The sequence below is a fragment of the Devosia insulae DS-56 genome (assembly GCF_000970465.2).
In the GTDB taxonomy this organism is placed as follows: Bacteria; Pseudomonadota; Alphaproteobacteria; order Rhizobiales; family Devosiaceae; genus Devosia_A; species Devosia_A insulae.
This window is the reverse complement of sequence record NZ_LAJE02000003.1, coordinates 1-13,982: the sequence shown is the minus strand read 5'-3', so window position 1 is coordinate 13,982 and position 13,982 is coordinate 1. Positions and strand designations below refer to the sequence as shown.

The window sequence follows — 13,982 nt, the reverse complement described above, 5'->3', positions numbered from 1 at the left end:
GGGGGGGGGGGGGGGGGGGGGGGGGGGGGGGGGGGGGGGGTGTGTGCAGGGGGAAGACGGCGTACGGGGGTTCTGCCTGTCTCGTGGGCGCGGAGAGGTGTATAAGAGGCAGAGTTCGATCGCGCTCTCTTACTGTCTGAGCTCGGCGAGCGCCGTTGCCAGCATGGCGACGCGGCGCTTGATGGTGCGGTGCTGTTCGGCCTTGGCGGCGACCTGGGCGTCGAGGCGCTCGGCGAAAATGTTGCGGTCTTCATCGGTGCGGCGGATGCGGGCGCGCAGCGTCTGCAGCGCGCCGATCTCGGTGTCGGTGCGGGCCAAGGAGAGGCGGGCATCGGCGAGGCCGGTCTGCACGGCGGCCGACATCTGGGCGATGAAATCGACGTTCTCGAGCTTCAGCCGGGTGGCGATGGCGGTTTCGACTGCTGCATCGAACATGTCGGCGAGGATCGCCGCCACCTCGCGGCGATAGCTGGTCACCGCCTCGTCGTCGATAATGCCGGTCTCGTCGAACAGCCGGCGCGCGTCGGGATCGGAGAGGAGGCCGAAGGCGCGGACCACGACGACAAAGTGCTCCGGGTCGCCGCCACGGTCCGGGTGGGCGAGCTGCACTTTGCGGCGGTAAGCCTGCTTGATGTCGGCGGGGCGGGCGGCCTTGCTGACTTCAAGCACCTTATAGGGATCGAACGCGGTCATCGCTGGGCTCATAGCAGGTCGTCGCCGGTGGTTGAAGCCAAGGGTAGCGGCGGGAGCGAAATCTGCCTATATCCCCCGATATGTCCCCGACCGTTCCGACCGCTCCGCTCCGCCCGTTCTCCGCCATCGTCTTCGATATGGATGGCACGCTCCTCGATACCGAGATGGTGTTCAAGCAGATCGTCTGGGATGTGAGCACCGAACTCGGCTTCGAGATGACCGAGACGGTACACCACGCCATGGTCGGCTCCAGCCACGAGACCACCAACCGGCTGCTGGTCGAGGCCTATGGCGTCAGCTTCCCCTACACGATCTTCGACGAGAAATGCCGGGTGCTGATGAAAGCCAAGATGAGCGAAGTGGTGCCGGTGAAAGCCGGCGTGCACGAACTCCTCGCAGAGCTCAAGGCGCGCCGCATCCCCGCGGCAGTCGCCACCTCATCGCGCTCGCCGCACGCGCTGGGGCATCTGGGCGGCGCCGGGATCCTCTCGATGTTCGAGACGGTGGTGACGCGCGACGACGTCATCAACCCCAAGCCGCATCCCGAGCCCTATTTGATGGCAGCCAAGCGCCTCGGCATCGAGCCGAGCCTCTGCATCGCGGTGGAAGACTCGCATACCGGAGTGCGCGCCGCGCACGCGGCAGGGCTGCAGACCATCATGGTGCCCGACATCGTTGCGCCGTCGGACGAGATCAGCGCGCTCTGCGTCGCGGTGATGCACAGTCTCCATGACCTGAGGACTGCGGCGTTCGCCTGAGGCCTGACCGGGCCACAAGTTTTACGAGAATCGTCACGTTAATTCACGCCCTCGCAAGGGGGCGTGGAACTGTGTCGTTCGCGCAACGATTCGGATCGATTAACTTTTATCGATTGCCGAAACGCCCCCTTACCCATCTGCAAAACTCAAGCAAATCAGGGCTTTCACCCCTGAGGGAGACGAGTTAACCTCAAATTAGGAACCTAACATTTATGGTTAAGTAACTGTAAATTCTGGGTTCCATCGTTACGCAAGCTCGGCTACGGTCCGGGCAAGGGTAACTAGACAACTGGGGCTGCCTCGGGGGCGGCACGGGGGAAGGTAGGCGGTTTGCGAGCAGGGTCGATCGCACCAGCGATGCGTGTTTTCACGCATGCCTTGGCGTTCGCTGCAGCAGCACTCGTGCTGCTGGTGACCTTTGCTCCATCGTCCGCTGAAGAACTCACCAACGACACCGTGGTTCCCGCCGCCATCACCCAGACGGTGGCGCTGAAGCGCGAGCAGTTCCAGACCAGTGCGCAGCCGCAGCTGACCAATGAGGTGCTGCAGGCCTATGTGGAGCGCCGCAAGCAACTCGACAATTTCGAAGGTTTTGACGTTCCGGCCCCGAAGGCGGAACTGACCGAAGCCATGCTGATGGGTTACATCGCCAAGCGCCAGAACCAGGCGCTCGACGCGATCGAGAGCGTCGACATCTCGGACAAGCCGGCGCTCACCGCCTCGGTGCTCTCCAGCTACGTGAAGGCCGATTTCGTGCCGACCACCAAGCGGGTGAAGCTGGCCGACGGCGAGCGGCTCTGCCTCGCCCAGGCGATCTACCACGAGGCCCGCGGCGAAAGCCGTGAGGGCCAGCTGGCGGTCGCCAACGTCATCATCAACCGGGCGATGAGCAAGAAGTATCCCTCGACCATTTGCGGCGTGGTGTTCCAGAACGCCGACAAGGGTCGCTACAAGTGCCAGTTCACTTTCGCCTGCGACGGCCGCTCGGATCTGGGCCGTGAGCGCAGCGCCTGGAACCGCTCGATCAAGCTGGCCGAAGACGCGTTCTACGAATTCCAGCGCGGCGAACGCCCAGGCGTGGTGCCGGCCTCGGTGCTGTTCTACCACACCACGGCAGTGGCGCCGAAATGGTCCCACACCTTCAACCGCGTCGCCGCCATCGGCTCGCACGTCTTCTACTCGACGAACTGAGATCTAGCAGTCACCGGATGAATGGGCCCTGAACGGGGCCTTTTTCATTTGGGGGGATGCTCGGTGGGTTGTGTGGAGGTGCGGTGGCTCCGCACCCCCTCTCTTGCGATTTCCCCCCCGCAAGGGGCAGGGCTATCGCATATGGAAAGGCACCGGCCGTTGTGTGAGTGCCTTCTCCCCTTGTGGGAGAAGGTGCCCGAAGGGCGGATGAGGGGTCTCTCTCCGCGCACTCCAGTCGCTCGTCGCTTACGCTCCGACCGCGCTACACTTCGTTGCGCGGACCCCTCATCCGGCCTTCGGCCACCTTCTCCCACAAGGGGAGAAGGCCACCCAACTACTGTCAGTGCTCCATATGCGATAGCCCTGCCGCAAGGGGGAGATGATCGGTGGCCTCCACTTGGATCGGGGTTTCAGTCGGGGCTCTCCCCCTCGGCGGGGCAGAAAGCGAAAACTTGGGCTTAGCGCAGCTAAGTCCTTAGCTTTCGCCAGAGAGGGGGCCGTGGAGAGCCACAAGCCCCAGAAACAACAATCCCCGCTCGCGCGGGGACTGTCACACTCGGCAATCGCGGCCCTACTCCGCCGCGACTGACACCGGCTCGAACTTGCGATAGTTCACCGCGAACAGGTCCTGCAGCTTCGCCGCTGCCGCATCATAGGCTGCGACGTCGGCCCAGTTCGCCCGCGGGTCCAGCGCCCGCGGGGTGACGCCGTCGACGCGCAGCGGCACTTGCATGCCGAACAGCGGCTCGGTGCGCAGTTCGGTGTGTTCCAGCTCCCCCGACAGCGCCGCGTCGAGCAGCCGGCGGGTGGTGGCAATGTCGATGCGCTTGCCGACGCCATAACCACCGCCGGTCCAGCCGGTGTTGAGGAGGTAAATGCGGGCCCCCGAAGCCTCGAGCCGCTGCTCGAGCAGCCGGCCATAGACGGTGGGATGCAGCGGCATGAACGGCGCGCCGAAACAGGCCGAGAAGGTGGCGACCGGCTCGGTGACACCGCGCTCGGTGCCGGCCACCTTGGCGGTGTAGCCCGAGAGGAAGTGGAACACCGCCTGTTCGGGGGTGAGCTTGGAGATCGGCGGCAACACGCCGAACGCATCGGCGGTGAGGAACACCACGGTGCGCGGCTTGCCGCCGACGCCGCCCTTCGCCACCGCCGGCAGGGTTTCCAGCGGGTAGGCGGCGCGGGTGTTCTCGGTGAGCGAGATATCGTCGTAGAGCGGCACCAGGTTGTCGTCGAGCTTGAGGTTCTCGAGCACGGTGCCGAAGGCGCGCGTCGCCGCATGGATCTGCGGCTCGGCCGTGGGGCTGAGTTTCACCGTCTTGGCGTAGCAACCGCCCTCGAGGTTGAACACGCCATCGGCGGTCCAGCCATGCTCGTCGTCGCCGATCAAGAGGCGCTCCGGGTCGTTCGACAGCGTGGTCTTGCCGGTGCCCGAGAGGCCGAAAAACAACGCCACATCACCATCGCGGCCGATATTGGCCGAGCAGTGCATCGGCATGGTGCCGGCGAACGGGGCGTGGAAGTTGAACAGCGAGAACACCGATTTCTTGATCTCGCCGGCATAGGCGGTGCCGGCGATCAGCACGAGCTTCCGGCCCATATCGAGCGCAATCACCGTGCCGCTGCGGCTGCCATGGCGGGCCGGATCGGCGGTGAAGCTGGGGAGGTGGAGGATGGTGACGTCGGTGGCGTCGCCAACGGTTTCCGGCCGGATCAACAGGTTGCGGATGAACAGCGCGTGCCACGCGGTTTCGGTGATGACGCTGACCCGCAACTGCTGCCGTTCGTCGGCGCCCGCGAGGAGGTGCTGGCCGTGCAGCGTCCGCTCGGCGGTGGCCGCCACCATGTCGGCGAGCAGGGTTTCGAACTGCTCGGGCGCCATCGGCTGGTTGTTGTCCCACCAGACCTGATGCTCGGTCATGGCGTCGCGGACGATGAACTTGTCCTTCACCGAGCGGCCGGTGAACACGCCGGTGGTGACCGCCAGCGCCCCGCCGACGGCCAGCCGCCCCTCGCCATCGGCGAGCGCGGTTTCCACCAATGTGGGGGGCAACTCGTCCCAGCGGACACGGGCCAGGGCCCCGATCCGCGTGGCGAGCTGGTCATGAATCTTATCGTCGATACGCTGAGCCATGGCCGTTACCCTCGGTCTGGAATGACCATGAGTTACGGCCGTATCGGGCCCCTCGCCCATCGGGAAATCCGGCTTAAGACGGAAGTCCTGCGACTTCGGTTGAGTGCGGCATGCTGGCAATCATTGGCTAGGCGCCTTATTTATGCGCAATTGTGGCAGTCAATGCTCGCCACAATTCGAGGCGCGATGCTGAATCGCGCAGCGAGAGTTGGATGAAAGGGAGCTCAATGCCCAAGATCGCACTGGTGGACGACGACCGCAATATTCTGACTTCGGTGTCGCTGACGCTCGAAGCCGAGGGCTATCAGGTCGCCACCTATACCGATGGGGCTTCGGGCCTGGAAGGTCTGACCGCCGACCGGCCGGATCTCGCCATCCTCGATATCAAGATGCCGCGCATGGACGGCATGGAACTGTTACGCCGGCTGCGCCAGAAATCCGATGTGCCGGTGATCTTCCTGACCTCGAAGGACGAGGAAATCGACGAGCTGTTCGGGCTGAAGATGGGCGCCGACGATTTCATCACCAAGCCGTTCAGCCAGCGCCTGCTGGTCGAGCGGGTGAAATCGGTGCTGCGCCGCGCCGCACCGCGCGACCCGGCTGCTGCCGGAGCAAATCCCGGCGCCGAGGCGGCGCCGAGCAAGGCGCTGATCGAGCGTGGTTCGCTGGTGATGGATGAAGAGCGCCACACCTGCACCTGGAAGGGCCAGCGGGTCACGCTGACCGTCACCGAGTTCCTGATCCTCCAGGCCCTGGCGCTGCGCCCCGGCGTGGTCAAATCGCGCAATGCGCTGATGGACGCGGCCTATGACGACCAGGTCTATGTCGATGACCGCACCATCGACAGCCACATCAAGCGGCTCCGCAAGAAGTTCAAAGCCGTTGACGACGATTTCGAGATGATCGAAACCCTCTACGGCGTAGGTTACCGCTTCAAGGAGCAGTAAGAGGACAATTGGCCGTCACCGAAGAGGAGCTGCCGGGTTCCAAGCCCGCATCCGCGGAGGTCGGCATCATGCCGAAGCTCAACCGGATCGCCGGGGCTGTCGGCACGGTCGTGCTCGCGGTGATCAAGCAGATCCAGCGCGCCCTGGCGCTGACGATCTTTTCGAGCCTGGCGCGCCGCATCATCGTGCTCAACCTCGCCGGCCTCGCCGTGCTGGTGATCGGCATCCTGTTCCTCAACCAGTGGCGCACCGGGCTGATCGAAGCCCGCGTCCAGAGCCTGCGCGTCCAGGGCGAAATCATCGCCGCGGCGATTGCCGGCGACGCCACGGTGGACAGCGACGTCATCACCGTGAACCCAGACCGGCTGATAGAGCTGCAGGGCAGCGAGGTGGTCTCGCCGCTGAGCTTCTTCGATCCGAGCCTCGAATTCCCGGTCAATCCCGAGCGCGTCGCGCCGCTCTTGCGCAACCTCGTGACCCCGACCCGCACCAGGGCCCGCATCTACGACCAGCAGGGCCTGCTCATCCTCGACAGCGCCAACCTCTATGCGCGCGGCGAGGTGCTGCGGCAGATCACCAAGCCACAGGACAATGGCAGCTTCTTCCTCCTCGACTGGTGGAACGCCTTTGTCGACTGGCTGCCGGGCGACGATTATCCGCAGTATCAGGAGTTCGGCGCCGACGAGGGGACGCGCTACCCGGAAGTGGCCGCGGCACTGGGCGGCGCGCCGACGGCGATCGTCCGCATCGACCCCAAGCGGCAGTTGGTGGTGTCGGTGGCGGTGCCGATCCAGCGGGTGCGCGCCAATGTCGGTGTTCTGCTGCTTTCCACCCAGCCGGGCGATATCGACCAGATCGCCAGCGCCGAGCGCTGGGGCATTCTGCGCATCGCGCTGGTCGCCGCCACGGTGACGGTGATCCTGTCGCTGCTGCTCGCCGGCACCATTGCCGGGCCGCTGCGCCGGCTGGCCGGCGCCGCCGAGCGGGTGCATTCGACGGTCAACAGCCGCGCCGAAATCCCGGACTTTTCCGACCGCACCGACGAGGTGGGGCACCTTTCGAAGGCGCTGCGCTCGATGACCTCGGCGCTCTACAACCGCATCGAGGCGATCGAGCGGTTTGCCGCTGACGTGGCGCATGAATTGAAGAACCCGCTGACCTCGCTCCGTTCGGCGGTCGAGACGCTGCCGCGAGCCAAACGCGCCGAGGATCGCGAGCGGCTCAACGCCATCATCCAGCACGATGTGCGCAGGCTCGACCGGCTGATCTCCGATATCTCCAACGCCAGCCGGCTCGACGCCGAGCTGGCGCGGCAGAGCGCCGAGCGGGTCGATATCGCGCAACTGGCCGACGCGATGGTCTCGATCCAGAAGGACGTGGCGGCCAACCGCAAGGTCGACGTGGTGCTGGAAAAGCATGTCAGCCGCTATGTGCCGATCGCGCTCGGGCATGACAGCCGGCTGGCGCAGGTGATCAACAACCTGATCGACAATGCCGTGTCGTTCTCGCCAGAGGGCGGCAAGGTGCTGGTGGTGGTCCGCACCAGCGAGGACACCATCACCATCACGGTGACCGACGAAGGCCCGGGCATCCGCGGCGACATCAGCCGGATCTTCCAGCGCTTCTACACCGACCGGCCGGACGGCGAGCACTTTGGCGACCATTCCGGCCTCGGCCTCGCCATCAGTAAGCAGATCGTCGAAGCGCATGGCGGCAGCATCACCGCCGAAAACCGTTCCGACCGCAGCGGCGCGCTGTTCACCGTCAAGCTGAAGCGGGCGGCGGCCGAGAAGCGCCGGTGAGCGACAGCCTCAACATCCACGCCACCGGGCTGGTGCTTGATGGTACCGGCTTGATTCTCCGTGGCCCATCGGGCTCCGGCAAATCGCTGCTGGCCCTCGACCTCATGGAGCAGTGGGAGGCGCGCGGGCTACCGGCGCTGCTGGTGTCGGATGACCGGGTGGAGATCGATGTCGGGGGCGGCGAACTCACGATGCGGCCGGCGCCGAATATCGAGGGGCTGATCGAGCTGCGCGGCCGCGGCATTGTCCGGCGGCCGTTCGCCCCGGAGGCGCGGCTGCACCTCGTCATCGACCTGGTCGAGACGCTGGAGCGCATGCTGGAAGAAGACGTGCTGGTTACTGAACTGGGCGGTGTCACCCTGCCCCGCGCGCCGGTTCCGCGGGCCGGGGTGATCGACGCGCGGCACCAGGTGCTGCTGATCCGCGAGGCGATCGCCGCCGTCAACGCCCCGCCTCCGGTGGCGCGACAAAAAACCACTTGAATCAGGGCCGCCCAAGGGCAAGACTCCCGGCTCCTCTGGGAAGCCTGTTGCCCGGCCGGAACCTGCGAGACTTTGGGGATACTGCATGATCGGCATGGTTCTGGTGACGCACGGGGCGCTCGCCGTAGAATTCAAATCGGCCCTCGAACATGTGGTTGGTCCGCAGGAGATGGTGGAGACCGTCGCCATCGGCCCCGATGACGACATGGAGGAGCGTCGCAACGACATCCTCAAATGCGTCGACGCCGCCGACCAGGGCCAGGGCGTGGTGATCCTCACCGACATGTTCGGCGGCACGCCGTCCAACCTCGCCATCTCGATCATGCAGCAGCGCGAAGTCGAGGTGATCGCCGGGGTGAACCTGCCCATGCTGGTCAAGCTCGCCCGCGTGCGCGCCGACCTCGAGATCAAGCAGGCGGTGAAAGAAGCCGCCGAGGCTGGCCGGAAGTACATCAACGTCGCCAGCGAGACGCTTGGCGGGTAGCGTTCTTCACGTTCTGACTGAACTGCCCCTCACCCCGACCCTCTCCCCAGAGGGGAGAGGGGGACGATGTGGCACCGTCCACGGTCTCGCGTCCCCTCTCCCCGCTGGGGAGAGGGTCAGGGTGAGGGGCAGACCAACCGCGCCGAGGTGGCAGTCGGCGTAGCCTCTTCCGCCGCGTGAGGGGCGGAAATACCTCAACGCCCCCAGCGACACCCTTGGCGCGCATTTGGTTTTCCGGCATCCTAGCGGCATGGATACCGCAGCTGGTTCGGATCGGGCACTCGCGCAGCAATTGACCATCGTCAATCGCAAGGGTTTGCACGCACGAGCTTCGGCGCGCTTCGTGCGGACAGCCGAGTGCTTCGAGGCCGAGATCAAGGTGGTGCGCGACGGCCAGGCGGTGAACGGCAATTCCATCATGGGGCTGATGATGCTGGGGGCCGGTCCCGGCTCCACCATCCTGGTCCAGGCCACCGGCAAGCAGGCGCGCGAGGCGCTCGACGCCATCACCACGCTGGTCAATAACGGTTTTGACGAAGACTCGGACGGCGTGCCGGCTGAATAGTCGGACGGCGGCGCGGCAAATGCCCCTTGCACAGGGCCCTACCTGCCCTTAACCACGCCCGCTGAAGCTGATAATATCTGCCACAATCACCATATAGGCCGATGGCAGCGCCCCAATGGCGCGCACATGGACCGCGAACAGGCTTAGGCAATGAACTGGATCAACAACGTCGTCCGTCCCCGTATCCGCTCCTTCCTCAAGCCGAAGGATACCGGATCGGAGAATCTCTGGGTCAAGGATCCGGAGTCGGGCGAGATGGTGTTCTACCGCGACCTCGAAGCCAATATGTGGGTGGTGCCGAATTCCGGCTACCACATGAAGATCAAGGCTTCGGACCGACTGGCCACCTTCCTCGACGAGGGCAAGTACGACAGCGTGGCACTGCCTTCGGTGCCGCATGATCCGCTGAAGTTCCGCGATAGTAAGCGCTATGCCGACCGCCTCAAGGAAAGCCGGCTGAAGACCGGTACCGAAGACGCGGTTACCGTCGGCACCGGCGAACTGTTCGGCCAGCCGGTGACGGTGGGCGTACAGGATTTCGATTTCATGGGCGGCTCGCTCGGCATGGCCGCGGGTTCGGCGATCGTTACCGGGCTCGAGACCGCCGCCAGCAAGCATACGCCGTTTGTGCTGTTCGTCTCCTCGGGCGGCGCCCGCATGCAGGAAGGCGTGCTGTCGCTGATGCAGATGCCGCGCACCACTGTGGCAGTGCTGCGCCTGCGCGAAGCCGGGCTGCCGTTCATCGTGGTGTTCACCAACCCCACTACCGGCGGCGTTACCGCGTCCTACGCCATGCTGGGCGATGTGCACCTCGCCGAGCCCGGCGCGCTGATCGGCTTTGCCGGGCCGCGCGTCATCGAGCAGACCATTCGCGAGAAGCTGCCCAAGGGGTTCCAGCGTTCGGAATATCTCTACGAGCACGGCATGATCGACATGGTGGTGCACCGGCATAACCTCCGCGAAACGATCGGCTCGCTGGTCGGCATCCTCACCAAGTCGCCGCAGCGCGAAGAGCTGAGCGAGACCGCGCCGGCGCGGCTGGCGACGCCGGTGGCCGCCAATGCCGGTGACGATCTGGTGGGCATGCCCGAGGCGGCGCACGCCGAGTAAGCAGGCCTCTTCATCACGTGAAAACCGGGTGCTGGAGCGCTTTCAGGAAAAGTTGCAGACTTTTCCGGTTCGAAAGCGCGACCAAATCAGAAGGCTAGGGTATTTCGCCGATTCAAAGAAACGGAGAAATACTCTAGAAGCGCGCCATGCTCCTGTTCGAGAATCTGGTTCCAGTGTCCCGCACCGACGCTATCCTCAAGCGGCTGCTCAAGCTGCATCCGAAGCTTATCGACCTTAAGCTCGATCGCGAGGTCCGTTTGCTCGAGCGGATCGGCAACCCGCAGGATCACCTGCCGCCGGTGATCCATGTCGCCGGCACCAACGGCAAGGGCTCGACGCTCGCCTACCTGCGCGCCTTCCTCGAAGCCTCGGGCAAGAAGGTGCACGTGATGACCTCGCCGCACCTGGTGCGCTTCAACGAGCGCATCCGGCTCGCCGGCAAACTCGTCTCATCGCGCAAACTCAACCAGGCGCTGGAGTTCTGCGAGCAGGCCAATGGCGGCGAGCCGATCACCTTTTTCGAGATCACCACGGCGGCGGCGCTAAAGCTGTTCTCGGAAGTGAAGGCGGATTACCTGCTGCTCGAAACCGGCATGGGCGGGCGGTTCGACGCCTCCAACGTGGTGGCACGGCCGCTCGGCACCATCATCACCCCGGTCGACTACGACCATCAGAATTTCCTCGGCAACAGCCTCGACAAGATCGCCTGGGAGAAGGCCGGCATCCTGAAACGCGGCGCCAAAGCGGTGTTCGGCCGGCAGCGCGACGAAGGCCGCGCCGTACTGGTGCGCGAGGCGGCGCGGCTGGGTGTCAGGCCGCTGATCGCTGGCGAGGATTTCGACGGCCGCGCCGAGGATGGCCGGCTGGTCTACCAGGACGAACGCGGCCTCCTCGACCTGCCGCCGCCGGCGCTGGCTGGCCCGCACCAGTTCGACAACGCGGCGCTGGCGATTGCCGCGACGCGGCATTTCGGCCTGCCGGTGAGCGATGCCGATATCGCCAGAGGCGTCCGCGAGGTGGTGTGGCCAGCCCGTCTGCAGCCGGTGCACGGCACGCTGCTGCAAATGCTGCCGCCGGGCTCCGAGCTCTGGATCGATGGCGGGCACAATGCCCACGGCGCCGCGGCGCTGGCGCTGGCGCTCCAGGAAATCGAGGCCCGGCGGCCGCTGCCGCTGGTGCTGATCATGGGGCTGATGAACACCAGGAAGCCCGCCGATTTCCTCGCGCCGTTCGCCGGAATGGTCGAAAAAGTGTTCGCCCTGACCATTCCGGGCGAACCGAACGCACACGCCGCCGCGACCATTGTGGAGCAGGCGCGCGAAGGTGGCTTCGAGGCCGTGCAATCGAGCTCGATCCTCAACGCCCTCGCCGATGCCGCCAAGCTCGGGCATCCGACCCGCGTGGTGTTTTCCGGCTCGCTCTACCTCGCCGGGCACGTGCTGCATCAGAACGGTACGCCGCCGACTTGAGGTTTGGACGTCTCTCCGCCTCCTCCCTCTGCCGGGGGAGTGGAACGGCGGGCGTGGGAAAAGGGAAGAATTGCCGGCAGACGGCCCCCTCCCATCCTCCCCCATAAAGGGGGAGGTGCCGCATCGAGTATCTGGCAGCATCGTGCCACCGCCTCGACTCTTCACCTCCCCCTTTATGGGGGAGGATGGGAGGGGGCCGTCTCTATCAGTCGGGGCAAGCGCAGCTGCGAGCGTCAGCGAGCTCGCTCAATACTTCGCATCCTCCAACCCGCAGAACGGGTCGACCGGCGACTTCGTGTTCCACTCGACATCGCCGAGCAGCGCCGCAACCACCGCCCGCTGCATCGTCTCGGTGGTGGCGTAGGCGTTGATGTAGGTCGGCACGCGCGGCGCGTCATAGAGCAGGTAGGGGTAGCCGAACGAGATCATCGCGGTCGGGATGTCGTGCCAGTGGCGCTGCATCGCCTTGCCGAAGCTGCCGGTCAGCCGCAGCCAGTCGAGGAAGATGCGGCCGCGGGTCAAAAGCGTTTCGTCGCCGAACAGGTAGAGGACGAGGTCGAACTTGTCGGCGCTGACCTCGGTCGCCGCGTCATGCACCGTCACCTCGAAACCGCGCTCGCGCAGCAGATCGGGCAGCGCGAAGGGCAAGGGGTGAGGCAGGAACGGGAAGACGATGCCGCCGGAGATCACGAGGATGCGCTTGTGCCGCATGGGATCGAGCGGCAGCAGGTTCTGGGTGTCCTTGACCAGGGTCGGCGCGCGCCGTGCCACGGCATCGGCATAGGCCCGGTTCTCGGCGCTGCCGATCACTCCGCCGGCGGCGGGCTTATGGAGGCCGACGGCGGCCTTGAGGCCGAGCTGGCGGATCACCGCATCGTCGACCCGCTCCCAGCTGAGCCGGCCATCCACCAGCGCCGCTTCGAGATAGGCGAGGTCCTGCTCGTAATCGTCGGAGAACAGGATCACGTCGCAACCTGACGAGATGATCTCGGGGAGCGTGTCGCTGCGCCGGCCCCAGGCGCCGAGCCCCGCCATCGGGGTGGCGTCGGAGACGATCAGGCCATTGAAGCCGAGGCGTTTGCGCAGCAGCTCGTCATTCAGCATTCGGCTGATCGAGGCCGGGCGGAACGCTTCGACGCCGGCATCGGGATCGAGCGCGCGCACGAAGGCCGGCAGCGCGATGTGCCCCGACATCACCGAGAGCGCACCGGCGGCGATGGCGCCGCGATAGAGCCGGCCGAAATTGGCTTCCCACTCGTTCAGCGACAGCGGATTGATGGTGGTGACGAGGTGCTGGTCGCGATCGTCAAAGCCTTCGCCGGGCCAGTGCTTGATGGCCGAGGCGACGCCGTGCTGCTGGAACACCCGCATCTGGGTGATGGCGTGCTTTTCGACCGTCGCGACATCGGAACCGAAACCGCGGGTCGCGACGATGGCGCTGCGGAACGCGGCGTTGATGTCGAGAACCGGGGTAAAACTCCAGTTGATACCGATGGCCCGGGCTTCCTCGGCGATGATGCGGCTGACTTCGGCGGTGACCTCGACATCGTCGATCGCCGCCAGCGCCAAGGGGTTTGGCATCTCGGCGCCGGCAGCGAGAGACATCCGGCTGCCTTCGAGATCGGCAGAGATCAGCAGCGGCACCGGCGCCGCGGCATTGAGATCGGCAAACAGCGCGCGCTCCGCCGCAACATCCGCCCCGGCATGGCGAGTGATGCCGCCCGGCCGGAACGCCCGGATCCGGGCAATCTCGGCCGCGTCCATGCCGCGCGACAGCAGCGTGAACAGCTGGCGCAGCTTGTCGTCCGGGGTCAGCGCGGCGAAACGCTCACGCACCCAGGCAAGCGCCTCGGCATCGAGGTTGAACGGGGCTTTGGCGAGGTGGTCGAAACGCATGCAGTCCTCCGGTGCGGGGCATGGACTATGCCCGATCGCACCGGAAAATCCCGCGTCAAATTATGCGGCGAACTGATCGAGCCATTTGATCAGCTGCACGCGCGACTGCCCGGCGCCGACCTTGAAATCCACCGGCTCGCCGTCCTTGAAGACAATCAGCGTCGGCATGGCGCGCACATTGTACTTCACCACGGTCGAGGGGTTGGCATCGACGTCGAGCTTGACGATTTTGACCTTGGCGGCGAGCTCAGTGGTGAGGTCGTCGAGGATCGGGTCCATCGCCTTGCAGGGCGGGCACCATTCGGCCCAGAAATCGACCAGTACGGGCTTACTTGAGTTCAGCACTTCGGCTTCGAAGTTCTGGTCGTTAACACGCGCACCCATAATCGTCTCCATCGTCGACTGGCGATGGAAGGTACAGGGAGTCGGGTGGGGTGGGAAGGGATAGGTT

13 protein-coding genes are annotated in these 13,982 nt (G+C 65.4%); 9 read left to right on the top strand and 4 right to left on the bottom strand.

Annotation, left to right across the window (positions count from 1 at the left end; translation table 11 throughout):
- Positions 1 to 129: 129 nt before the first annotated feature.
- Positions 130 to 693 carry a J domain-containing protein gene (locus VW23_RS00195; RefSeq protein WP_069907588.1) on the bottom strand — a complete coding sequence of 188 codons (564 nt, stop codon included), beginning with the start codon at positions 691 to 693 and terminating at the stop codon, positions 130 to 132.
- A gap of 80 nt (positions 694 to 773) precedes the next feature.
- Between VW23_RS00195 and VW23_RS00190 the strand changes: the two genes are divergently transcribed.
- Together VW23_RS00190 and VW23_RS00185 are read left to right on the top strand one after the other, a co-directional pair.
- A complete protein-coding gene (locus VW23_RS00190; RefSeq protein WP_069907587.1) occupies positions 774 to 1,451 on the top strand; it encodes an HAD family hydrolase in 678 nt (225 codons plus the stop codon).
- Positions 1,452 to 1,808: 357 nt separating this feature from the next.
- Positions 1,809 to 2,642, top strand: a complete 834-nt coding sequence (locus VW23_RS00185; protein ID WP_069907586.1) for a cell wall hydrolase — start codon at positions 1,809 to 1,811, stop codon at positions 2,640 to 2,642.
- Positions 2,643 to 3,213: 571 nt separating this feature from the next.
- Here VW23_RS00185 and pckA read toward each other — a convergent pair.
- Positions 3,214 to 4,776 (bottom strand): phosphoenolpyruvate carboxykinase (ATP), encoded by a 1,563-nt coding sequence (gene pckA / locus VW23_RS00180; protein ID WP_069907585.1) that lies wholly within the window; start codon positions 4,774 to 4,776, stop codon positions 3,214 to 3,216.
- Positions 4,777 to 5,003: 227 nt separating this feature from the next.
- Here pckA and VW23_RS00175 point away from each other — a divergent pair, with 227 nt between their 5' ends.
- From VW23_RS00175 to VW23_RS00145, 7 genes are all read left to right on the top strand, one after another.
- Positions 5,004 to 5,723 carry a response regulator transcription factor gene (locus VW23_RS00175; RefSeq protein WP_055876245.1) on the top strand — a complete coding sequence of 240 codons (720 nt, stop codon included), beginning with the start codon at positions 5,004 to 5,006 and terminating at the stop codon, positions 5,721 to 5,723.
- 68 nt (positions 5,724 to 5,791) lie between these two features.
- On the top strand, positions 5,792 to 7,525 hold the full coding sequence (locus VW23_RS00170; RefSeq protein WP_084645381.1) for a sensor histidine kinase: 1,734 nt from the start codon (positions 5,792 to 5,794) through the stop codon (positions 7,523 to 7,525).
- Positions 7,522 to 8,007, top strand: a complete 486-nt coding sequence (locus VW23_RS00165; protein ID WP_069907583.1) for an HPr kinase/phosphorylase — start codon at positions 7,522 to 7,524, stop codon at positions 8,005 to 8,007. The genes VW23_RS00170 and VW23_RS00165 overlap by 4 nt, the downstream gene beginning before the upstream one ends.
- 85 nt (positions 8,008 to 8,092) lie before the next feature.
- Positions 8,093 to 8,491 (top strand): PTS sugar transporter subunit IIA, encoded by a 399-nt coding sequence (locus VW23_RS00160; RefSeq protein ID WP_055876237.1) that lies wholly within the window; start codon positions 8,093 to 8,095, stop codon positions 8,489 to 8,491.
- A gap of 250 nt (positions 8,492 to 8,741) precedes the next feature.
- Positions 8,742 to 9,056 (top strand): HPr family phosphocarrier protein, encoded by a 315-nt coding sequence (locus VW23_RS00155; protein WP_069907582.1) that lies wholly within the window; start codon positions 8,742 to 8,744, stop codon positions 9,054 to 9,056.
- A 150-nt stretch (positions 9,057 to 9,206) separates the two neighbouring features.
- Positions 9,207 to 10,166, top strand: a complete 960-nt coding sequence (gene accD, locus VW23_RS00150; protein ID WP_069907581.1) for an acetyl-CoA carboxylase, carboxyltransferase subunit beta — start codon at positions 9,207 to 9,209, stop codon at positions 10,164 to 10,166.
- Positions 10,167 to 10,312: 146 nt separating this feature from the next.
- Positions 10,313 to 11,635, top strand: a complete 1,323-nt coding sequence (locus tag VW23_RS00145; RefSeq protein ID WP_069907580.1) for a bifunctional folylpolyglutamate synthase/dihydrofolate synthase — start codon at positions 10,313 to 10,315, stop codon at positions 11,633 to 11,635.
- Between the two features lie 246 nt (positions 11,636 to 11,881).
- Here the strand turns inward: VW23_RS00145 and VW23_RS00140 are convergent, their stop codons facing one another.
- Positions 11,882 to 13,531, bottom strand: a complete 1,650-nt coding sequence (locus tag VW23_RS00140) for a glycoside hydrolase family 3 protein (RefSeq protein WP_069907579.1) — start codon at positions 13,529 to 13,531, stop codon at positions 11,882 to 11,884.
- Positions 13,532 to 13,591: 60 nt separating this feature from the next.
- A complete protein-coding gene (gene trxA, locus VW23_RS00135) occupies positions 13,592 to 13,915 on the bottom strand; it encodes a thioredoxin (protein WP_069907578.1) in 324 nt (107 codons plus the stop codon).
- Between the last annotated feature and the right edge of the window lie 67 nt (positions 13,916 to 13,982).

Coding starts and splice junctions, on each gene's coding strand:
- VW23_RS00195 (WP_069907588.1), bottom strand. CDS start 693: ATGACCGCGTTCGATCCCTATAAGGTGCTTGAAGTCAGCAAGGCCGCC.
- VW23_RS00190 (WP_069907587.1), top strand. CDS start 774: ATGTCCCCGACCGTTCCGACCGCTCCGCTCCGCCCGTTCTCCGCCATC.
- VW23_RS00185 (WP_069907586.1), top strand. CDS start 1,809: ATGCGTGTTTTCACGCATGCCTTGGCGTTCGCTGCAGCAGCACTCGTG.
- pckA (WP_069907585.1), bottom strand. CDS start 4,776: ATGGCTCAGCGTATCGACGATAAGATTCATGACCAGCTCGCCACGCGG.
- VW23_RS00175 (WP_055876245.1), top strand. CDS start 5,004: ATGCCCAAGATCGCACTGGTGGACGACGACCGCAATATTCTGACTTCG.
- VW23_RS00170 (WP_084645381.1), top strand. CDS start 5,792: ATGCCGAAGCTCAACCGGATCGCCGGGGCTGTCGGCACGGTCGTGCTC.
- VW23_RS00160 (WP_055876237.1), top strand. CDS start 8,093: ATGATCGGCATGGTTCTGGTGACGCACGGGGCGCTCGCCGTAGAATTC.
- VW23_RS00155 (WP_069907582.1), top strand. CDS start 8,742: ATGGATACCGCAGCTGGTTCGGATCGGGCACTCGCGCAGCAATTGACC.
- accD (WP_069907581.1), top strand. CDS start 9,207: ATGAACTGGATCAACAACGTCGTCCGTCCCCGTATCCGCTCCTTCCTC.
- VW23_RS00145 (WP_069907580.1), top strand. CDS start 10,313: ATGCTCCTGTTCGAGAATCTGGTTCCAGTGTCCCGCACCGACGCTATC.
- VW23_RS00140 (WP_069907579.1), bottom strand. CDS start 13,531: ATGCGTTTCGACCACCTCGCCAAAGCCCCGTTCAACCTCGATGCCGAG.
- trxA (WP_069907578.1), bottom strand. CDS start 13,915: ATGGGTGCGCGTGTTAACGACCAGAACTTCGAAGCCGAAGTGCTGAAC.